Here is a 21160-nt window from a genome sequence, read left to right as displayed (position 1 = left end):
CGGTCCCTTATTGCTGGTCTTTGTTGAGCTTGATGAAATGCTCATGGGTGTTTTCCGGGCTGTGGTGAGCCGCGTTCAGAGCACGGCTCTGTTCTGCACCAGACCACAGACGCTCCAGGTCGTAAAACTGACGAGCCGAAGCAGTCATCATGTGAACGATGACGTCATCCATGTCCAGCAACACCCAGTCGCTGTCGCCCTTGCCTTCTTCACCCAGCGGCTTGACGCCTTGGGCTTTGACGGCTTCGCGGACCTTGTCCAGCATCGCGCCGATCTGGCGGTTGGACGTACCGGTGGCGATGATCATGTAGTCAGTGATGCTCTGCTTTTCACGAACGTCGATCACCTGGATGTCCTGGGCCTTGACGTCTTCCAGGGCTGCTACGGCAACCTTCACCAGCTCTTCGCCGGCCAGTGGCGCGCCAGTTGGTGCTTCTACTGGCAGCGGAGCGCTCTTGAATGTGCCCTTGCGCTTTACTTTGTTTACGTCTTTGTCAGTCATATAAAACTCGTTTTGCTCGTATGTTCGGGCGCTTCGGTACACGCGTTCACGTGTTTTGAAGCGCTCCCTTTTTCAGTTCGACGCACGGTAGAGACCGTGCGCATCGATGTAGGCCAGGACCGCGTCGGGCACCAGGAAACGTACCGACTTACCGCTGGCCAGCAGTTGACGGATCTGGGTGGCGGATACCGCGAGCGGCGTCTGCCAGACGAATGCAATCTGTCCGCTCGGCCCTTTGAGGGCCAGCGGGTCGCTCACCGAGCGCGCTGCCAGCAGGTTGCGCAAGGCATCCGGCGGTTCGCTGTCGGCATCCGGGCGTTGCAGCACCAGGATGTGGCAATGCTGGAGCAACTCTTCCCAGCGGTGCCAAGTGGGCAGGCCGCAAAATGCGTCCCAGCCCAAAAGTAGAAAAACCTGGTCTGGGGCGGCCAGTTCGGCGCGCATCAGTTCCAGGGTGTCGATGGTGTAGGACGGTTTGTCCCGCTGCAATTCGCGGGCGTCCACTACCAACGGTGGCACACCGGCCACCGCGCACTTGACCATCGCCAGACGGTCCTTCGCCGACACCTGCGGCGTACCGCGATGAGGCGGCCTGGCACTGGGTGTCAGACGCAACTCGTCGAGCGCCAGCGATTCGGCGACTTCCAGCGCACCGCGCAAATGGCCGATGTGCACCGGGTCGAAGGTTCCGCCCAACACGCCAATGCGTCGAGGCTGGGGCTCGCTGGCGGTCACCTGGGCTGACGGGTCGAAGTCGCCCAAGTCAGAGCGACTCCTGGCCGCGCAACTGACCGTCACCGACCACGATGTACTTCTCGCAGGTCAGCCCTTCGAGGCCCACCGGGCCGCGGGCGTGCAGCTTATCAGTAGAAATGCCAATCTCGGCACCCAATCCGTATTCGAAGCCATCGGCAAAGCACGTCGGCGTATTGATCATCACCGAAGATGAATCGACTTCAGCCACGAAACGCCGGGTGTCGGCCAGGTTTTCGCTGACGATCGAATCGGTGTGATGGGAGCCGTACTTGTTAATGTGCTCGATGGCCTGATCCAGACCGTCGACCACGCGGATCGAGAGGATCGGCGCCAGGTATTCGGTGTGCCAGTCATCTTCAGTAGCCGCAACGGCCTCGATGATTGCCCGGGTGCGCTCGCAACCACGCAGTTCGACGCCTTTTTCGCGGAACTGGGCAGCCATCGACGGCAAGAACTCATTGGCGACTGCCTGATCCACCAGCAGGGTTTCCATGGCGCCACAGATACCGTAACGGTAAGTCTTGGCATTGAACGCAATGCGCTGGGCTTTCGGCAGATCGGCGTGGGCACTGACGTAGACGTGGCAGATGCCGTCCAGGTGCTTGATGACGGGCACGCGGGCATCGCGACTGACCCGTTCGATCAGGCCACGGCCACCACGGGGCACGATGACATCGACGTATTCCGGCATGGTGATCAACGCGCCGACGGCCGCACGGTCGGTGGTTTCGACCACTTGCACCACGGCGGCCGGCAGATCGGCCTCGGCCAGGCCGCGCTGGATGCAGGCGGCAATGGCACGGTTGGAATGAATCGCCTCGGAACCGCCACGCAGGATGGTCGCATTGCCGGACTTCAGGCACAGGCTGGCGGCATCGATGGTCACGTTCGGCCGAGATTCGTAGATAATCCCGATCACGCCCAATGGCACGCGCATCTTGCCGACCTGAATGCCAGACGGGCGATAACTCATGTCGCGGATCGCACCGACCGGGTCCGGCAGTGCCGCGACCTGACGCAAACCGACGATCATGCCGTCGATGCGCTCCGGGGTCAGTGCCAGGCGTTCCAGCAGAGCAGGCTCCAGACCATTGGCGCGGCCGGCGGCCAAATCCAGTTCATTGGCAGCCGTCAGTTCGGCGCGTGCAGCGTCCAGCGCATTGGCAGCCGCCTGCAATGCGCGGTTTTTCTGCGCGGTGCTGGCACGGCCGATCACGCGGGAAGCTTCGCGGGCGGCGCGACCCAAGCGGGTCATATAGTCAAGAACGGACTCAGTCATGGTCTGCAATGGTCTTTGCTAAGGTCTTGGTAAAGAGTAAAGCGGCAGATTATAGCTGTCGCGTCCCGGGACTAACAGCGGTGACGGGCGGATGGTCGAAATGGAGCGCAATTTGCCGACGTTCAGCCGTGATTAAGTTGCATATTGTTATCATCACGACTCAATCAGCCCTGATAAACGCTGTTCATCATGACCAATCTGACTGTTCGTGCGTCCGCTACGCCCCCGCCCAAGGGGCTGCCGGATGCATTTTTCGACCGCGACGCCCAAACGCTGGCCCGGGACTTACTGGGCAAAATCATCCGCCATAAGGTCGGCGACCTGTGGCTCAGTGCCCGGATCATCGAGACCGAAGCCTATTACTGTGAAGAAAAAGGCAGCCACGCCTCCCTTGGCTACACAGAAAAGCGTAAGGCTTTGTTTCTGGATGGCGGCCACATCTATATGTATTACGCCCGCGGCGGCGATTCGTTGAACTTCAGCGCTCAGGGGCCCGGCAACGCAGTGTTGATCAAATCCGCCTATCCATGGGTCGACGAACTGAGCGGGCCGGCGAGCCTGGCGCAAATGCTATTGAACAATCCCGATGCCCGGGGCGGCCCTCGCCCCTCGCAAAAGCTGTGTGCCGGGCAGACGCTGCTTTGCAAGGCGCTGGGGCTGAAGGTGCCAGTCTGGGACGCCAAACGCTTCGACCATGAAGTGCTACTGGTGGAAGATGTCGGGCCAGCGCCCGGCCACATCATCCAGACCACACGCCTGGGCATTCCCCACGGGCGCGACGAACACTTGATGTACCGCTTTGTTGATGCGGCTTATGCGCCTTACTGCACGCGTAACCCGCTGCGCCGGGGGCAAGTCGAAGGGCGCGATTATTTTTTGCTGACGTGAACGATGAAAATCCAGTGTGGGAGCGGGCTTGCTCGCGAAGGGGCCGTTTCAGTCGATATTAGAGCCGTCTGACACTCCGCCTTCGCGAGCAAGCCCGCTCCCACATGAAATCTGTGGTGTTGTGAAGATTGCGTTTGTCCCTTGAGGCCAATTGATTATTTGATGGAGTTGTTTTTATGGGCCCATGGCTCGATAGCGTGACCGGTTGGCTGACGGTCAATCCGCAGTGGTTGGCCGCGGCAGTGTTCATTGTGGCTTGCATTGAATGCCTGGCGATTGCCGGGCTGATCGTGCCCGGCACAGTCTTGTTGTTTGCCGTGGCGGTGCTGGCCGGCAGTGGCGCGTTGTCATTGGGTGAAACGCTGCTACTGGGTTTCCTCGGCGGCGTGCTGGGCGACATCGTTTCGTACTTTTTAGGACGACATTTCCACCAGAACATCCGTCGCCTGCCAGGGTTGCGCCATCATCCGGAATGGATGGCCGGGGCTGAGGCGTATTTCCAGCGTTATGGCATCGCCAGCCTGTTGGTCGGCCGCTTTATCGGCCCCTTGCGGCCGATGCTACCGATGGTTGCCGGGATGTGCGACATGCCCTTCCCGCGCTTCGCCGTCGTCAGCCTGTTGGCTGCCGCGGGCTGGAGCCTCGCCTATCTCCTGCCGGGCTGGGCCACCGGGGCGGCGATTCGCCTGCCATTGCCGGAAGGTTTCTGGCCTGAAGCCGGGATTGTCGCCGGCAGCATTGCGGTGATGGTCGGTCTGAGCGCAAACAGCAGCCTGCGCCGCCATCGCCGGGCGACCATCTGGATCAGCAGCATGAGCCTGTTGATCCTGATCGGCCTGTTCATCGGCTACCCGCACCTGACCGCCCTCGACCAAGGATTGATGACCCTGATACAGGAACACCGCAGCCCGCTGCTCGATGAAGTGGCCGTGGTGTTCACGCTGATCGGTGAATTCCGCAACATGTTTATGCTCAGCGCGCTGCTGACCGTCTTGCTGTTGCTGACACGACAATGGCGACACGCGCTCTTCGCCGGCGGCACCTTGCTGTTCACCGCGCTGGGCAACACCGCGACCAAGCACTTTTTCGCCCGTGTGCGCCCGGAAGTGCTGAGTGATCCACTGACCAGCTACAGCATGCCCAGCGGCCATGCCTCGGGCTCTTTCGCATTGTTCTTGACGCTCGCGGTGCTGGCCGGTCGCGGACAACCGCCGCGCATGCGCCTGACCTGGTTATTGGTGGGCTGCTTGCCGGCGCTGATGATTGCCTTGTCACGGGTGTACCTGGGCGCGCACTGGCCGACCGATGTACTGGCCGGCGCGATGTTGGCGGCGTGCGTGTGTGCGGCGAGTCTTTGGCTGACTCAACGCCAGACTTCGCTCAACGCCATGCCGCCGAAAATCTGGTGGCTGGTACTGCCGTCGTTGGTGGCGTTGTTCGGTTTCTTTGTGTTGCGGCACATGCCGCATGCGATGTTGAGATACGCGTACTGAAAAGATCAAAAGATCGCAGCCTTCGGCAGCTCCTACAGGGGGTACGCCAATTTGATGTAGGAGCTGCCGCAGGCTGCGATCTTTTAGCGCACGTCAGGTAAACAACTCACCCTGCAACTCATCCAGCAACGCCTGAATCGCATCCAGGCGCTGCTGCGGATCATCAAGTTGCAGCAGGTCTATCTTGTCCACTTCAGCAAACGGCAACAGGTAGGCCAACTGGTTGGCCAGGGACTGTTGCCCCGTCGCTTCGGTGCCCATGCTCAGCGCTTCGACCATCGGGTGTTCCGCCAAAGCCCTGAGCAGCGCGACCAGGTCGGCATCCTCATCCTGTAGCGGTTGCTCGGGCTCGTCTTCCAGCCACTCGACGTCGGCAACGATCAACTGGTCGCGCTGCACCTCGGTGCGCACAACATGGAAACGCCGCCCGCCCTTCACCCGAATGCCCAGCAGGCCATTGTCCTGCTGGTGGAAGTCGGTGATCAGCGCCTCGCACCCCACTCGTGCATAGCCTTCGGGGGCGATGCCGACTTCTTCGCCGTCGAGGATGCACACCACGCCGAAGCCGCCGCCCTGTTTCATGCAGCGACCGATCATGTCCAGGTAGCGCGCCTCGAATATCTGCAAGTCGAGGATGCAATCCGGAAACAACACCGTGTTCAGCGGAAAAAGCGGCAGACTCATAGACATTTCCTTACACCACCATCGACACCGCCAACGGCAGGAACACCGCCGTGGCCACGCCCATCAGACTCATCGCCAGTGCCGCAAAGGCACCGCACTCTTCACTTTCCTGCAAGGCCACCGAAGTGCCGACGGCGTGGGCGGTCATGCCCAGGGCCATGCCACGGGCCTCTGGGCTGTGGACACCGAGGCGGGTCAAAAGACTCGGCCCGAAGATCGCCCCGATCACTCCGGTAATCAACACGAACACCGCCGCCAACGCCGCGACACCACCAATCTGCTCCGCCACCAGCATGGCAATCGGCGAGGTAACCGATTTGGGTGCCATGGTCATCAGGATCATGTGTTCGGCGCCGAACCACCAGCCCAGCAACACCCCCATGCCCGTGGCGACTACACCACCTATCACCAGCGTAGTAAATATCGGCCAGAACAACTGCCGGATCCGTCGCAGGTTGAGGTACAGCGGCACCGCCAGCGCAACAGTGGCCGGCCCGAGCAAGATGCTGAGGATCTCGGTGCTCTTGCGGTATTCGGCGTAACTCAGACCGCAACCGACCAGTACAGCGATGACCAGCAACATGGAGACCAGTACCGGTTGCAGAAAAACCCAACGGGTTTTCTCAAAGGCTGCCAGCACCAATTGATACGCGCCCAACGTAATGCCAATACCGAACAATGGATGATGAATCACCGACGCCCAGGCGCCGTGCCAATCGAAAATCATTGGCCGTCCTCATGATCAGCGTGAGGCTTGACCATGCGCTGCATCAAGACGCCGGCGAAGGCCATCGACAACAGCAGCGACAGCACCAGCGCACCGGTGATCGCCCAGAAATCCGCGGCAATGTCGGCGGCGTAAACCATCACGCCCACGGCCGGCGGCACCAGCAGCAACGGCAGGTAACGCAACAAGCTGCTGGCCGCGAGGTTCAGGGGTTCACCGACTTGACCGCGGATAATCAAATATCCCAGCAGCAGCAATAGACCAATGATCGGCCCCGGCAGTACCGGCAAAAACAGATGATTGAGGGCGGTGCCGAGCAATTGAAACAGCACCAGCCAGGTCAGGCCACGTAACAACATCCACACCTCCCGCGCGCGTTCCCCACAAAGAAGGGGCCCGGCATTATAAGCATGCCAACGCTATGAATCGGCATTCGCCAAAAGCATGGATAGTTGACCGGAGCAATTTGCCATGTTGATCTAAAGTGGTTCGCAGGGAGGTCAAATCCCCCCACCCGAAAACTATAAAACCGATGACCCAAGGAGAGTCTCAATGCCCTATGTTCCAGTTGCAGAGCTCAAAGATTATGTCGGCAAGGAACTCGGACGTTCCGAATGGCTCACCATCGACCAGGAACGCATCAACCTGTTCGCAGAAGCCACAGGTGATTACCAGTTCATCCACGTCGACCCGGTCAAAGCCGCGCAAACCCCTTTTGGCAGCACCATCGCCCATGGTTTCCTGTCGTTGTCACTGATCCCCAAACTGATGGAAGACATCCTCATCCTGCCTGAAGGCGCGAAGATGGTGGTCAACTACGGCCTGGACAGCGTTCGTTTCATCCAGCCTGTGAAGGTCAATTCCAGGGTGCGACTCAAGGTCGACATGAACGAGGTCATCGAGAAGAAACCCGGCCAATGGCTGCTCAAGGCCACCGCCACGCTTGAAATCGAAGGGTCGGACAAACCGGCTTATATCGCCGAGCCACTGTCCCTCTGCTTCGTGTAAAGCATCCCGGATGCGAAGCAGCTCACGCTGTTTCGCGCCGTGTCTGTGCCGTGTCTCTATAAATGCGACACATAGCTGCGGCATACTCGGTCGCCTAATTGCCCGGATCCCGCTATGCGCCCACTTGCACTCCTTGCTCTGACCCTGTTGCTCACCGCTTGCGGCGATGGCGAATCGCTGCTGCCCCCCGATGCCCGCCTGCCGGACGGCGGACGCTATCGCGGTGACCTGGTCAATGGCTTGCTGCAAGGCGAGGGCCGCATCGATTACCCGAACGGCAGCTGGTACGCCGGCCAGTTCGACAAAGGCCAATGGCATGGCCAGGGCGAATGGCATGGCAGCAACGGCGAGGTCTATCGCGGGCAATTCCAGCAAGGGCTATTCGATGGCCAAGGCACCCTGACCACCACTGGCAGCAGCTATACCGGCGGTTTCAAGGCGGGTAGACGCGACGGCGAAGGTACTCTCAAAGAAAACGCCATGACCTACCGCGGCGAATTCAAGGCCGATCAATACTCAGGGCTCGGTCGTCTGGAACTCGAAGACGGCAGCCAGTACCAAGGTCAATTCGCCCACGGCAAACCCAACGGCGAAGGCCAGCGCAGCGATGCCAGCGGCAATCTGTTCACCGGGCATTTCGCCGACGGTCAGCTGGAAGGCAATGGCACCTTCAACAGCGCCGATGGCGATATCTATGTCGGCGGCTTCAAGAACAATCAACTGCACGGCAAGGGCCGCTACGAGAACGCCGATGGCGATGTCTGGCTCGGTCACTTCAAGGAAGGCGTGCTCAGCGGCAAGGGCGAGTTGATCGGCGCCGACGGCAGTCACTACATCGGTCAGTTCAGCGACTGGCGTTTCACCGGTCAAGGTCGCTTGAACCTGGCCGATGGCAGTTTCTACATTGGCCAGTTCGACGGCGACAACTATCAGGGCCAAGGTACTTTGGTGTTGACCGATGGCACCGTGCAGAGCGGCACCTGGGTCAATAGTCAGCGCGTGCGCGACGCCGACGGCAAGCTGCTGCCCGACCCTCTCGAACTCGGCTTGCTGGCTCAGGGGCGCTTGCTCGACGATGCATTGGCCAACGTCCCGGCCTCGACCCCAGCGGTCGAACTGTACACCTTGACCCTGGGCGGCGACGGCAAGCAGAGCGTGTTCCTGCGCGAGTCCGACTACGTCGCCAACATGCTCGCCAGCCGTTTCGGCGCCTTCGGCCAGATCCGCCTGGTCAACCATCGCGATCACCTCGGCGACCGGCCGATGGCCACCCGGGAGAACCTGCGCCGCGCCGCCCAGACCCTGGCCGAGCGCAGCGGCCCGGAAGACTTGCTGTTCATTTATCTGACCAGCCATGGCTCCAGTGAACACGAACTGGTGCTCGACCAGCCCCGCATGGAGCTGGCCGACCTGCCGGCCGACGAGCTCGCCGCCGTCCTCGCGCCCCTGAAGAAGCGTGACAAGATCATCGTGATTTCATCCTGCTATTCCGGCGGCTTCATCCCCGCCCTCAAGGACGAACGCACCCTGATCATGACCGCCTCGCGCGCCGATCGAGTGTCCTTCGGGTGTTCGGAGGAAGCCAACTTCACTTATTTCGGCGACGCGCTGTTCGCCCAGGCGCTGAACCAGACCGACGATCTGGAGCAAGCCTTCAAACTGGCCAGGGCCACCGTGGCCGAGCGTGAACTGGCCGACAATTTCGAAGCCTCCGAGCCGCAAATCTGGGCGCCGAAAACCGTTCTCGCCCACTGGCAATCGTTACGCAAACAACAGGCACGAAAGGCACTGCAAAGTGTCTCTATCAGCAAGGATGAAAAGAGCAACTAAGCTGAATAGTATCAAGGGGGAATTACTATGTACTTGACGCCTCAGCATGTATTGCTTGCCGGAGCTACCGGGTTAACCGGTGAACATTTGCTTGACCGCCTGCTCAACGAGCCAACGATTACACGGGTATTAGCCCCCTCACGCCGGCCATTGGCCGAGCATCCTCACCTGGAAAACCCGGTCGGCGACCCGGCGGTGTTTTTGCCGCAATTGAACGGTCGCGTCGACATTGCCTACTGCTGCCTCGGCACCACGATCAAACAGGCCGGCTCCGAGCAAGCGTTTCGCGCAGTGGACCTGGACATGGTCGTGGCCTTCGCCAAACGTGCACGGGAAATGGGCGCACGGCACTTGATCGTGATCAGCGCCTTGGGAGCCGATCGCAGATCCTCGATTTTCTACAACCGGGTCAAAGGCGAGATGGAACACGCATTGCGCGCGCAGAATTGGCCGCAGCTGACCATTTGCCGGCCTTCGCTGTTGCTGGGCGATCGCGTCGAGCCGCGACTGGGCGAGCGGGTTGCCGGCCCGTTGTCGAAATTGATTCCGGGCAAGTACCACGGCATCGAAGCCTGCCAACTGGCCCGCGCCATGTGGCGCCTGGCGCTGGAAGAGCAGGATGGCGTGCGGATTGTCGAGTCGGATGAGTTGCGTAAGTTGGGCAAGTAATTCAGCGGACCTGTGGCGAGGGGGCTTGCCCCCGTTCGGCTGCGAAGCAGTCGCAAATCCAGGCGACTCAAGAAACGGAGGGCCGCTGCGCGACCCAACGGGGGCAAGCCCCCTCGCCACAGGGCTCTCTTACAATCCACCCGTCGCTTGAAAACTTACGCCAATCACCGTTAACAACGACAGCGGCAACAACAACGTGTCGAGCAAGGCGCTGGCCGGCAGGTCAACACCCGGATAGCTCGGTGCTTCGGCGCCAAATCGGTCCATGGCGCAGCAACCGCCGTTCATCGCATACAAATCCAGACGCGTCCCCGAATACACCACCGGCGCTCCAGGCTTGGCGGCATCGAGGGTGCGCGCGGTGGCGCAGCCCGCCAATTGCAAAGCCAGCAGGATGATCAGCAGCTTATTCATCGCTGCTCAAATGGTGTTCGCCCCAACGCGGCAGCATGTCTTGCGGGATATTCAAACAGTTGAGAATTCGCGCCACGACGAAGTCGATCAAGTCATCAATGGTCTGCGGCTGGTGATAGAAGCCCGGTGACGCCGGCAGAATAGTCACGCCCATGTTCGACAGCTTGAGCATGTTCTCCAGATGAATGCTCGAATACGGCGCCTCGCGTGGCACCAGAATCAGCTGGCGGCGCTCCTTCAAGGTCACGTCGGCAGCCCGTTCGATCAAGTTGTTGCAGGCCCCGGTCGCGATAGCCGACAAGGTTCCGGTGGAACACGGCACCACCACCATCGCCGCTGGCGAGCCAGAGCCCGAAGCCACCGGCGACATCCAGTCTTCCTTGCCGTACACCCGAATCTGCCCGGCGGCGGCACCGGTGTATTCCGTGAGAAAGGCTTGCATCATCTGTGGTTTCGCCGGCAGCGAGACATCGGTCTCGGTGGCCATCACCAGTTGCGCAGCCTTGGAAATCAGGAAGTGCACCTCGCGGTCTTCACGCACCAGGCAGTCGAGCAGGCGCAAGCCGTACTGGGCGCCCGAAGCGCCGGTCATCGCCAGCGTGATGCGTTCCGGGCCGTTGTTCATTGCAGCGCCTCGGCCAGTTTGCCATGCAGGCCGCCGAAGCCGCCGTTGCTCATGATCACCACGTGAGTGCCGGGCTGAGCCTGGCTCTTCACGCGCTCGATGATGCCTTCCAGCGAATCACTGACGATCGACGGCACGGTGCACAACGCCGCAGTGGCACCCAGATCCCAACCGAGGTTGGCCGGCGAATACCAGATCACCTGATCGGCATCGACCACACTTTCCGGCAAGCCATCGCGGTGAGCGCCGAGCTTCATGGAATTGGAGCGTGGCTCGATGATCGCAATCAATGGCGCGTCGCCAATGCGTTTGCGCAGACCGTCGAGGGTGGTGGCGATGGCGGTCGGATGGTGAGCGAAGTCGTCGTAAATGGTGATGCCACGCACTTCCGCGACTTTTTCCATCCGCCGCTTCACGCTTTTGAACGCGCTCAGTGCCGCGATGCCCATCGACGGCACTACGCCGACGTGACGCGCAGCGGCCAAGGTGGCCAAGGCGTTGGCGACGTTGTGTTGACCGGTCATGTCCCACTCGACCACGCCTTGAACGGCGCCTTCGAACATTACTTCGAATTTCGAACCGTCTTCACTGAGCAGTTTGACTTGCCACTGACCGCCGGCACCGGTGGTTTGCACCGGGGTCCAGCAGCCCATTTCGATGACGCGCAGCAAGGCCGGCTCGGTGGTCGGATGAATCACCAGGCCTTCGCTCGGAATGGTCCGAACCAAATGGTGGAACTGCCGCTCGATGGCCGGCAGATCAGGGAAGATGTCGGCGTGATCGAACTCAAGATTGTTCAGGATCGCCGTGCGCGGACGGTAGTGAACAAACTTGGAGCGCTTGTCGAAGAACGCGCTGTCGTATTCGTCGGCTTCGATCACGAAGAACGGCGTATCACCCAGACGCGCCGACACCGAGAAATTCTGCGGCACGCCGCCGATCAGGAAACCCGGGCTCATGCCGGCGTGTTCCAGGACCCAGGCGAGCATGCTGCTGGTGGTGGTTTTGCCGTGAGTGCCGGCAACCGCCAGCACCCAACGACCTTGCAGTACATGATCGGCCAGCCATTGCGGGCCGGAGACGTACGGCAGGCCTTTGTTCAGCACGTATTCGACAGCCGGGTTGCCGCGGGACATGGCATTGCCGATCACCACCAGGTCCGGGGCCGGATCGAGCTGCGCCGGGTCGTAACCTTGGGTCAACTCAATGCCCTGGGCTTGCAGCTGAGTGCTCATCGGTGGATAGACGTTGGCATCGGAGCCGGTCACGTGATGGCCCAGCTCTTTGGCCAGAACCGCCATCGAACCCATGAAAGTGCCGCAAATACCAAGAATATGAATGTGCATAGTCGACCTCGTAAAACATGGCCGCAGGTTAGCGTAGGGAGGGGAAAATCGCACCTTGTGTTTCAAGACAAACACCACAACCCCTGTAGGAGCGAGGCTTGCCCGCGAAGGCGTCCTCGAGTACGCCAAAAGCTTCGCGGGCAAGCCTCGCTCCTACAAAGTCAGGATCCGGTGTATCTAGCGGGCAATACCGTGTTTGCGCAGCTTCCTGTAGAGGGTATTGCGGCTGACGCCCAGTTGTTCGGCGGTGTGGGTCATGTGCCAGCGCTGCTGCTCCAGCACAGTCAGCAACGCCAACCGCTCGGCATCGTCCAGTGGATACTCGGACGATTCTTCAACCACCGACACCGTTACTGCCCGGGCCTGGCGAATCGTCGCCGGCAAATCCTCCAGCCCGATCCGGCCGCCATCACACAACGCTGCCAGGGTCCGCAGCACATTGCGCAGCTGCCGCACATTGCCCGGCCAGGCAAAATCCAGCAAGGCCTGCCGCGCCGGGGCATCAATCAGCACCGTCTCCCCGCCCGCCTCTTCGGCCAGCAAAAAGTCGAGCAACTGTGATTTGTCAGCGCGCTCGCGCAGCGCCGGCAACGCAACCTCCAGCCCATTGAGCCGGTAATACAAATCCTCGCGGAAACTGCCGTCCTGCACCCGTTCAAGCAGATTGCGGTGAGTGGCGCTGATGATCCGCACATTGACCGATTCCGGCTCACCGCCAATCGGCACCACCTGACGGTCTTCCAGCACCCTTAATAGACGAGTCTGCATGCTCAGCGGCATGTCACCGATTTCATCGAGGAACAAAGTACCGCCATCGGCCTGCTGCAACTTGCCGCGCATGCCTTCCTTGCGGGCACCGGTGAAGCTGCCGCCGCGATAGCCGAACAGTTCGCTCTCGATCAGGCTTTCGGGGATCGCCGCGCAATTGAGGGCGACGAACGATTTTTCCGAGCGTTGACTGGCCTGATGCACGGCTTTGGCGAAGGCTTCCTTGCCGGAACCGGTTTCGCCGTTGATCAGCAACGGCACGTCCCGTTCAAACACGCGCAAGGCCTTGCGGAAATCCTCCTGCAACGCGGCATCGCCCAGGCAAATGCCTGACAAGCGCGGACGCTCGGCAACCATCGGGCTTTGCACCACCGGCACCGGAATACTGCGCGGCTGCCCGCGCAATACGGCAAACAACCGCCGCCCGTCACGGGTGCGCAATGGCCAACTGGCGTTGGCATTGACGCTCGCACGGCCGAGCAATTCATCCAGCGAGCAGTCGAAAAACGCCTCCACCGGTTTACCCAACAGCCCACCACGAATATGCCCCAGCAAATTCAGCGCACTCTGGTTCACCGCACAGATCCGCCCTTCCCCGTCAAACGCCAGCAGCCCTTCGCTGAACAGCCCTACGGATTCGGCCTGCAAGTGAAAACGCAGCAACCACTGATTATCGAAGTAACGCAGGAAATAGCAGCTCTCGATCATCTTCGCCGACAGATTGACCAGGGCCATGGTGTGAAACTGGCTCTGACGCGAAACCTCGTGACGCGCCGAAGACACGTCGAGCACCGCCAGCAGCTCGCCATGAGGATCGAACACCGGACTTGCCGAGCAGGTCAGGCCGGTATGTCGGCCACGAAAATGTTCGTCCTGGTGGATGGTCAGGGACTGACGCTCCACCAGGCAGGTGCCGATGCCGTTAGTACCTTCGCAGGCTTCGCTCCAGTCAGCGCCGAGCCAAAGGCCGGCGCGCTCGAAAATCTTCCGTTCGGCGGGCGCGGTGACGCAATTGAGGATCACCCCGCGGGCGTCGGTCAGCAGCACCGCGTGGCCAGCGCCGGAGAGTTGCTGGTGGAGGCTGGTCATTTCGTTGCCGGCGATCTGCAGTACTTGCTGCAAACGTTCGCGGCTTTCCAGCACGCGGCCATGTTCGAGCACCGTCGGCGCCATGGTCAGGGCCGGGTCGAGGTGATAGTCCTCAAGACAACGCAGCCAGGAACGGGCAATGGACGGATCGCTGCCGGGACCGTGCAGGTGGGATTTGCCTTGGGTCACGGTCAGCACTTGCTGGGCATGGCGACTCAAATGGTTGTCGTGCATTTCTTATTATTCTCCCCGAGAGGTGAGTGCTTACCTATATCCACTTCCTGTGGCGAGGGGGCTTGCCCCCGTTCGGCTGCGCAGCAGTCGTAAATCCTGTGTACGCGGTGTATCCGGGAAATCGAGGTGACTGGTTTAGGGGCCGCTTCGCAGCCCAGCGGGGGCAAGCCCCCTCGCCACACAAGCCCCTCACCACACATCGCCCCTCGCCACAGAGGATTACCCGTGTGGCAATTTAAGGCCCAGCATCCTCCAGCCATCGACGCATTGCAATGCTGGCAAGACCCGTCAGTCACACCCTGTGCCACAAACGGTACAAAGTGTCACGGAGGCTGTACCGCAAGCGTCACAAACGCCGCCCATCTGTCCGACAAAAAACACGCAAGGCCTTGATTTACCTGACCTGCAAGGCGCTGGCCCGACCTTTGCTCTACGCTTGATGCAGCGCTTTAGCGCGTCCTCCCTTATAAGCACAAAAGCCAAGGAGAAACCCATCATGCGTTACGCTCACCCCGGTACTGAAGGCGCTATCGTTTCGTTCAAGAGCAAATACGGTAACTACATCGGCGGCGAGTTCGTCGCGCCTGTCAAAGGTCAGTACTTCACCAATACGTCGCCGGTCAACGGCCAACCTATTGCCGAATTCCCGCGTTCCACAGCCGAAGACATCGAAAAGGCCCTGGACGCTGCCCATGCCGCCGCCGATGCCTGGGGCGCCACGTCCGCCCAGGCTCGCTCGCTGGTCCTGCTGAAAATCGCCGATCGCATCGAACAGAACCTGGAACTGCTGGCGATCACCGAATCCTGGGACAACGGCAAGGCCGTGCGCGAAACCCTCAATGCCGATATCCCGCTGGCCGCCGACCACTTCCGCTACTTCGCCGGTTGCATCCGTGCCCAGGAAGGCAGCGCCGCCGAGATCGACGGCAACACCGTGGCGTATCACATCCATGAACCGCTGGGCGTGGTCGGGCAGATCATTCCGTGGAACTTCCCGATTCTGATGGCCGCCTGGAAACTCGCCCCGGCCCTCGCGGCCGGTAACTGCATCGTGCTCAAGCCTGCCGAGCAAACCCCGCTGGGCATTACCGTGCTGATGGAACTGATCGGTGACCTGCTGCCGCCCGGCGTGCTCAACGTGGTGCAAGGCTTCGGCAAAGAAGCCGGGGAAGCCCTGGCCACCAGCAAGCGCATCGCCAAGATCGCCTTCACCGGCTCGACCCCGGTCGGCTCGCACATCATGAAATGCGCCGCCGAAAACATCATTCCGTCCACCGTGGAGCTGGGTGGCAAGTCGCCGAACATCTTCTTCGAAGACATCATGAAGGCTGAGCCAAGCTTCATCGAAAAAGCCGCTGAAGGCCTGGTGCTGGCATTCTTCAACCAGGGCGAAGTCTGCACCTGCCCGTCCCGCGCCCTGGTGCAAGAGTCGATCTACGACGAGTTCATGAAAGTGGTCATGAACAAAGTCCTGCAAATCAAACGTGGCGACCCGCTGGACACCGACACCATGGTCGGCGCCCAGGCGTCCGAGCAGCAATTCGACAAAATCCTTTCGTACCTGGAAATCGCCAAGGGCGAAGGCGCCGAACTGCTGACCGGTGGCAAGGTGGAAAAACTCGAGGGCAGCCTGGCGACCGGGTATTACATCCAGCCGACCCTGCTCAAGGGCACCAACAAAATGCGCGTGTTCCAGGAAGAAATCTTTGGCCCGGTGGTGAGCATCACCACCTTCAAGGACGAAGCCGAAGCCCTGGCCATCGCCAACGACACCGAGTTCGGCCTGGGTGCCGGCCTCTGGACCCGCGACATCAACCGCGCCTACCGCATGGGCCGCGCCATCAAGGCCGGTCGCGTATGGACCAACTGCTACCACCTGTACCCGGCTCACGCCGCGTTCGGCGGTTACAAAAAGTCCGGCGTCGGTCGTGAAACCCACAAAATGATGCTCGATCACTATCAGCAGACCAAAAACCTGCTGGTGAGCTACGACATCAATCCGCTGGGCTTCTTCTAAAAACCGGGGGCGACACCGATGTTTCGGTGTCGCCCTTCAGATGGCAATCGCGAGCAGGCTCGCTCCCACATTGGATTTGGATCAACCCCCAAAAGTTGATTCACCACCTAACCCTGTGGGAGCGAGCCTGCTCGCGATGGCCGTCCTCAACGACACACCAATCATCGCCCTGCCGCTCTGGCATGGGCTTTGCGTGCCCGCATCACACATAAACGCCATACCCGAAAGTCCAACAGATCAAACAATAAAAAAGACAGAGAGGACTTATGACTTCTACTACACAGCTCAAACCCACACTCGGCACCCTGCATTTATGGGGCATTGCCGTCGGCCTGGTGATTTCCGGCGAGTACTTCGGCTGGAGTTACGGCTGGGGCACCGCAGGGACCCTGGGTTTTCTCGTCACCGCCCTGATGGTGGCGACGATGTACACCTGCTTCATCTTCAGTTTCACCGAATTGACCACCGCCATTCCCCACGCTGGCGGGCCATTTGCCTACAGCCGCCGGGCCTTCGGTGAAAAAGGCGGACTGATCGCCGGCATTGCGACCCTGATCGAATTCGTCTTTGCGCCACCGGCAATTGCCATGGCCATCGGCGCCTACCTCAACGTGCAATACCCGGAACTGGACCCGAAAATCGCCGCTGTTGGCGCCTATTTCGTGTTCATGGGTTTGAATATCCTCGGCGTGAGCATTGCCGCCACGTTCGAATTGGTGGTCACCGTGCTGGCGGTCGCCGAGTTGCTGGTGTTCATGGGCGTGGTCGCACCGGGCTTCAGCTTCAGCAATTTCGTACTCAACGGTTGGTCGGGTTCCAACGAATTCACCATGGCCTCGATCCCCGGCATCTTTGCGGCAATCCCTTTCGCGATCTGGTTCTTTCTCGCCATTGAAGGCGCCGCCATGGCCGCCGAGGAAGCCAAGGACCCGAAACGCACGATTCCCAGGGCTTACGTCAGCGGCATTCTGACCCTGGTGTTCCTGGCCATCGGCGTCATGGTGATGGCTGGCGGTGTCGGCGACTGGCGCCAACTGTCGAACATCAACGATCCGCTGCCTCAGGCGATGAAAGCGGTGGTCGGCAACAATTCGACCTGGATGCACATGCTGGTATGGATCGGCCTGTTCGGCCTGGTGGCGAGTTTCCACGGGATCATTCTTGGCTATTCGCGACAGTTCTTCGCCCTGGCTCGCGCCGGTTACCTGCCCAAAGGGCTGGCCAAACTCTCGCGTTTCCAGACGCCGCACCGGGCGATTCTGGCGGGCGGCGTAATCGGCATCGTGGCGATCTACAGCGACGGCCTGATCAACCTGCAGGGCATGACGCTGACGGCTGCGATGATCACCATGTCGGTATTCGGCGCCATCGTGATGTACATCATCAGTATGCTGAGCCTGTTCAAGTTGCGTAAAACCGAGCCAAACCTGGAACGCACCTTCCGTGCACCGGGCTACCCGATCGTACCGGGCATCGCGCTGTTTCTGGCCGTGGTGTGCCTGGTGGCGATGGCGTGGTTCAACACCTTGATCGGGTGTGTGTTCCTCGGGTTCATGGCGGCCGGTTACCTGTATTTCCAACTGACTGCCAAGCAGCGTTCCGACGCGCCGGCGGATGCGATGCTCGAAGGCATCTAATTGCACCGGTGCCGGGCGCACGCCCTATTTGGGAGCGCCCCATTCCTGTAGGAGCGAGGCTTGCCCGCGAAGGCGTCCTCGAGTACGCCAAAAGCTTCGCGGGCAAGCCTCGCTCCTACAGGTCATCAATAAACCAGGAGGACACCATGGCCGTATTTGCCCATACCGTCGGCGCCCAGACCTACCGCTTCGACAGTCTCAAAGACGTCATGGCCAAGGCCAGCCCGGCGCGCTCCGGGGACTTTCTGGCCGGCGTTGCCGCCCTCAATGATGGCGAGCGAGTGGCCGCACAGATGGCCCTGGCTGACATCCCGCTGACTCACTTCCTGCAGGAAGTACTGATTCCTTACGAGGCCGATGAAGTCACCCGCCTAATCATCGACACTCACGATAAACAGGCTTTTAAAGCAGTCAGCCACCTCACTGTCGGCGGCTTTCGCGATTGGCTGCTCAGCGACGCCGCCGACGAACAGAGCCTGCGCGCCCTCGCGCCGGGACTGACCCCGGAAATGGCCGCCGCCGTATCGAAGATCATGCGCGTGCAAGACCTGGTGCTGGTGGCGCAGAAAATCCGCGTGGTCACGAAATTCCGCGGCACTCTGGGCCTGCGCGGCCGGCTCTCGACCCGCCTGCAACCCAATCACCCCACCGACGAACCGGCCGGCATCGCCGCGAGCATTCTCGACGGCCTGCTGTACGGCAACGGTGACGCGATGATCGGCATCAACCCGGCTACCGACAGCATCGCTTCGATCTGCGCCATGCTGGAAATGCTCGATGCGATCATCCAGCGCTACGAAATTCCTACACAGGCCTGCGTGCTGACCCACGTCACCACCTCCATCGAGGCGGTGAATCGCGGCGTTCCGCTGGACCTGGTGTTCCAGTCGATCGCCGGCACTGAAGCGGCCAACGCCAGTTTCGGCATCAACCTCAACGTATTGAAGGAAGGTTATGACGCGGGCTTGAGCCTGAATCGCGGCACGCTGGGCCAAAATCTGATGTATTTCGAGACCGGCCAGGGCAGCGCCTTGTCAGCCAACGCTCACCACGGCATCGATCAACAGACCTGCGAAACCCGCGCCTACGCCGTGGCACGCCATTTCAAACCGTTTCTGGTGAACACCGTCGTAGGCTTCATCGGCCCGGAATACCTCTACAACGGCAAACAGATCATCCGCGCCGGCCTCGAAGACCACTTCTGCGGCAAGCTGCTGGGCGTGCCCATGGGTTGTGACATCTGTTACACCAATCACGCCGAGGCAGATCAGGATGACATGGACACCCTGCTGACCCTGTTGGGCGTGGCCGGGATCAACTTCATCATGGGCATCCCAGGCTCCGACGACATCATGCTCAATTACCAGACCACATCGTTCCACGACGCCCTCTACGCCCGGAAAACCCTGGGCCTGAAACCGGCACCGGAATTTGAACAGTGGCTGGCGAACATGGGCATCTTCACCCAGGCAGACGGCAAAATTCACTTCGGCGACAACCTGCCGCCAGCCTTCCGTCAGGCCATGGCGCAACTGGGATGAGTATTGAGATGGAAAAACCACCTGTCGATCCGCAAAACCCATTGCTGGAACTGCGGCGCCTGACCCCGGCACGTATTGCCCTCGGTCGTACCGGCACCAGTATGCCGACCAGCGCGCAGCTGGATTTCCAGTACGCCCATGCACAGGCCCGGGATGCGGTGCACCTGCCGTTCGACCACATGGGGCTCAGTTCGCAACTGGCCGAGCGTGGACGTGAGAGTTTGCTGCTGCACAGTGCCGCCACGGACCGGAACAGCTATCTGCAGCGCCCCGATCTGGGGCGCAAACTGAGTGATCAGTCAGCGCAGACCCTGCGCGACTACGCGCTGAGCCATCCTGGCGGGGTGGATCTGGCCGTCGTGGTGGCCGATGGCCTCTCGGCATTGGCCGTTCATCGCCACACCTTACCGTTTCTGGCGCGCATGGAAGAACAGACAGCCGCTGAGGGTTGGTCCCTGTCGCCGGTGATTCTGGTGGAACAGGGCCGAGTCGCGGTGGCCGACGAGATTGGTGAGCTGCTGGGCGCAAAAATGGTGGTCATATTGATCGGCGAGCGCCCCGGATTGAGCTCACCAGACAGCCTGGGGTTGTATTTCACCTATAATCCCAAGGTCGGACTGACAGATGCCTATCGCAACTGCATCTCGAATGTCCGGCTCGAAGGCTTGAGTTACGGCATGGCGGCACACCGCTTGCTGTATTTGATGCGCGAAGCCTGTCGGCGGCAGTTATCGGGGGTCAGTCTGAAGGACGAAGCCCAGATTCAGACGCTGGAGTCGGACATTGGTGCGGATATGAAAGGTAATTTCCTACTGAACCCGTCGGCTACCTGAACCGTTTCCGCATTGCGTTTCTATTCAGGTTTCAGGCAGGATCGATGCACGGCCGCCAGGGTTTCCCGTCGCCGTCACCACGTAAGACAGCCACTTGAAGACGAGACCTACCATGCGGATTATTCAAGCGACCCTCGAACACCTCGACCTGCTGACCCCGTTGTTCGTCAAATATCGTGAGTTTTACGGTTCCCTGCCGTATCCGGACTCGTCCCGGGCGTTCCTCGAGAAACGCCTGCGGCGCAAGGAATCGGTGATCTACCTGGCCCTGGCCGATGACGACAACAACAAACTGATGGGTTTTTGTCAGTTGTACCCGAGCTTTTCGTCTCTTTCGCTTAAACGCGTGTGGATCCTCAACGACATCTACGTCGCCGAAGACGCCCGCCGCCAGTTGGTGGCCGACAATCTGATCCGCACCGCGAAAAAAATGGCCAAGGAAACCAATGCCGTGCGCATGCGCGTTTCCACCAGCAGCAATAACGAAGTCGCGCAGAAAACCTACGAATCCATCGGGTTCAAGGAAGACACCGAGTTCAGGAACTACGTGCTGCCGATCAGTGACGGGCTGTAACGCACTAGGACCTTTGTGGCCAGGGAGCTTGCTGCGGCGAGGGGGCTTGCCCCCGTTCGGCGGCGCAGCCGTCGTAAAACCTGAGCATGCGGTGTATCAGAAAAACCGTGACTACCTGGTTTAGGGGTCGCTTCGCAACCCAACGGGGGCAAGCCCCCTCGCCACAAGGATTGTGCAAAGCCAACAGCCCCATGGTCGCCCCATCGACATCCCCCGCTACAAACTCGACGCGTTTTTCACTTGTCA

20 protein-coding genes are annotated in these 21160 nt (G+C 60.5%); 10 read left to right on the top strand and 10 right to left on the bottom strand.

Annotated features, from left to right (window positions below; genetic code table 11):
• Positions 1 to 7: 7 nt before the first annotated feature.
• The 3 genes from rsfS to PMI30_RS17430 all read right to left on the bottom strand — a co-directional run bounded on the left by rsfS (position 8) and on the right by PMI30_RS17430 (position 2537).
• Positions 8 to 502, bottom strand: coding sequence for a ribosome silencing factor (gene rsfS / locus PMI30_RS17420; RefSeq protein WP_008009048.1), 495 nt, complete (start codon positions 500 to 502; stop codon positions 8 to 10).
• Positions 503 to 574: 72 nt separating this feature from the next.
• On the bottom strand, positions 575 to 1264 hold the full coding sequence (nadD, locus tag PMI30_RS17425; RefSeq protein WP_008009047.1) for a nicotinate-nucleotide adenylyltransferase: 690 nt from the start codon (positions 1262 to 1264) through the stop codon (positions 575 to 577).
• Between the two features lies 1 nt (position 1265).
• The gene (locus PMI30_RS17430; protein ID WP_008009045.1) at positions 1266 to 2537 is read right to left on the bottom strand and encodes a glutamate-5-semialdehyde dehydrogenase; all 1272 of its coding nucleotides are present in this window, start codon (positions 2535 to 2537) and stop codon (positions 1266 to 1268) included.
• A 189-nt stretch (positions 2538 to 2726) separates the two neighbouring features.
• Between PMI30_RS17430 and PMI30_RS17435 the strand changes: the two genes are divergently transcribed.
• Both PMI30_RS17435 and PMI30_RS17440 read left to right on the top strand, forming a co-directional pair.
• Positions 2727 to 3425: a DNA-3-methyladenine glycosylase gene (locus tag PMI30_RS17435; protein ID WP_008009043.1), complete on the top strand. Its 699-nt coding sequence runs from the start codon at positions 2727 to 2729 to the stop codon at positions 3423 to 3425.
• A gap of 176 nt (positions 3426 to 3601) precedes the next feature.
• The gene (locus PMI30_RS17440; RefSeq protein WP_008009041.1) at positions 3602 to 4918 is read left to right on the top strand and encodes a bifunctional DedA family/phosphatase PAP2 family protein; all 1317 of its coding nucleotides are present in this window, start codon (positions 3602 to 3604) and stop codon (positions 4916 to 4918) included.
• Positions 4919 to 5011: 93 nt separating this feature from the next.
• Here PMI30_RS17440 and PMI30_RS17445 read toward each other — a convergent pair whose 3' ends face one another.
• From PMI30_RS17445 to PMI30_RS17455, 3 genes are read right to left on the bottom strand one after another with little or no spacing between them, the layout of a single operon-like run.
• Entirely contained in the window at positions 5012 to 5602 is a 591-nt protein-coding gene (locus tag PMI30_RS17445) for an LON peptidase substrate-binding domain-containing protein (protein WP_008009039.1), read from the bottom strand.
• Positions 5603 to 5612: 10 nt separating this feature from the next.
• Positions 5613 to 6329: an LrgB family protein gene (locus tag PMI30_RS17450; protein ID WP_008009037.1), complete on the bottom strand. Its 717-nt coding sequence runs from the start codon at positions 6327 to 6329 to the stop codon at positions 5613 to 5615.
• Entirely contained in the window at positions 6326 to 6688 is a 363-nt protein-coding gene (locus PMI30_RS17455; RefSeq protein ID WP_008009035.1) for a CidA/LrgA family protein, read from the bottom strand. The genes PMI30_RS17450 and PMI30_RS17455 overlap by 4 nt, the downstream gene beginning before the upstream one ends.
• 193 nt (positions 6689 to 6881) lie before the next feature.
• Between PMI30_RS17455 and PMI30_RS17460 the strand changes: the two genes are divergently transcribed.
• The 3 genes from PMI30_RS17460 to PMI30_RS17470 all read left to right on the top strand — a co-directional run bounded on the left by PMI30_RS17460 (position 6882) and on the right by PMI30_RS17470 (position 9836).
• Entirely contained in the window at positions 6882 to 7337 is a 456-nt protein-coding gene (locus PMI30_RS17460; RefSeq protein WP_008009033.1) for a MaoC family dehydratase, read from the top strand.
• 114 nt (positions 7338 to 7451) lie between these two features.
• Positions 7452 to 9167, top strand: coding sequence for a C13 family peptidase (locus tag PMI30_RS17465; protein WP_008009030.1), 1716 nt, complete (start codon positions 7452 to 7454; stop codon positions 9165 to 9167).
• Positions 9168 to 9194: 27 nt separating this feature from the next.
• Positions 9195 to 9836, top strand: a complete 642-nt coding sequence (locus PMI30_RS17470) for an oxidoreductase (RefSeq protein WP_007894345.1) — start codon at positions 9195 to 9197, stop codon at positions 9834 to 9836.
• A 129-nt stretch (positions 9837 to 9965) separates the two neighbouring features.
• Here the strand turns inward: PMI30_RS17470 and PMI30_RS17475 are convergent, their stop codons facing one another.
• From PMI30_RS17475 to PMI30_RS17490, 4 genes are all read right to left on the bottom strand, one after another.
• A complete protein-coding gene (locus PMI30_RS17475) occupies positions 9966 to 10250 on the bottom strand; it encodes a YceK/YidQ family lipoprotein (RefSeq protein ID WP_008009029.1) in 285 nt (94 codons plus the stop codon).
• Positions 10243 to 10875 (bottom strand): flavin prenyltransferase UbiX, encoded by a 633-nt coding sequence (gene ubiX / locus PMI30_RS17480; RefSeq protein WP_008009028.1) that lies wholly within the window; start codon positions 10873 to 10875, stop codon positions 10243 to 10245. Before ubiX ends, PMI30_RS17475 begins: the two co-directional genes overlap by 8 nt.
• Positions 10872 to 12221 (bottom strand): UDP-N-acetylmuramate:L-alanyl-gamma-D-glutamyl-meso-diaminopimelate ligase, encoded by a 1350-nt coding sequence (gene mpl / locus PMI30_RS17485; RefSeq protein ID WP_008009026.1) that lies wholly within the window; start codon positions 12219 to 12221, stop codon positions 10872 to 10874. Before mpl ends, ubiX begins: the two co-directional genes overlap by 4 nt.
• A 177-nt stretch (positions 12222 to 12398) precedes the next feature.
• Positions 12399 to 14312 carry a sigma-54-dependent Fis family transcriptional regulator gene (locus tag PMI30_RS17490; RefSeq protein WP_008009024.1) on the bottom strand — a complete coding sequence of 638 codons (1914 nt, stop codon included), beginning with the start codon at positions 14310 to 14312 and terminating at the stop codon, positions 12399 to 12401.
• A 496-nt stretch (positions 14313 to 14808) separates the two neighbouring features.
• Between PMI30_RS17490 and exaC the strand changes: the two genes are divergently transcribed.
• From exaC to PMI30_RS17515, 5 genes are all read left to right on the top strand, one after another.
• Positions 14809 to 16329 carry an acetaldehyde dehydrogenase ExaC gene (exaC, locus tag PMI30_RS17495; RefSeq protein ID WP_007894337.1) on the top strand — a complete coding sequence of 507 codons (1521 nt, stop codon included), beginning with the start codon at positions 14809 to 14811 and terminating at the stop codon, positions 16327 to 16329.
• Between the two features lie 266 nt (positions 16330 to 16595).
• Positions 16596 to 17966, top strand: coding sequence for an ethanolamine permease (gene eat / locus PMI30_RS17500; protein WP_008009023.1), 1371 nt, complete (start codon positions 16596 to 16598; stop codon positions 17964 to 17966).
• Positions 17967 to 18112: 146 nt separating this feature from the next.
• Complete coding sequence (locus tag PMI30_RS17505) at positions 18113 to 19507, top strand: ethanolamine ammonia-lyase subunit EutB (RefSeq protein ID WP_008009020.1); 1395 nt, start codon at positions 18113 to 18115, stop codon at positions 19505 to 19507.
• Between the two features lie 8 nt (positions 19508 to 19515).
• On the top strand, positions 19516 to 20340 hold the full coding sequence (gene eutC, locus PMI30_RS17510) for an ethanolamine ammonia-lyase subunit EutC (RefSeq protein WP_162130605.1): 825 nt from the start codon (positions 19516 to 19518) through the stop codon (positions 20338 to 20340).
• A 112-nt stretch (positions 20341 to 20452) separates the two neighbouring features.
• A complete protein-coding gene (locus tag PMI30_RS17515) occupies positions 20453 to 20914 on the top strand; it encodes a GNAT family N-acetyltransferase (protein ID WP_008009015.1) in 462 nt (153 codons plus the stop codon).
• Positions 20915 to 21160 lie beyond the last annotated feature (246 nt).

The sequence above is a fragment of the Pseudomonas sp. GM50 genome (genome assembly GCF_000282375.1).
In the GTDB taxonomy this organism is placed as follows: Bacteria; Pseudomonadota; Gammaproteobacteria; order Pseudomonadales; family Pseudomonadaceae; genus Aquipseudomonas.
This window is presented reverse-complemented; position numbering and strand designations above follow the sequence as displayed.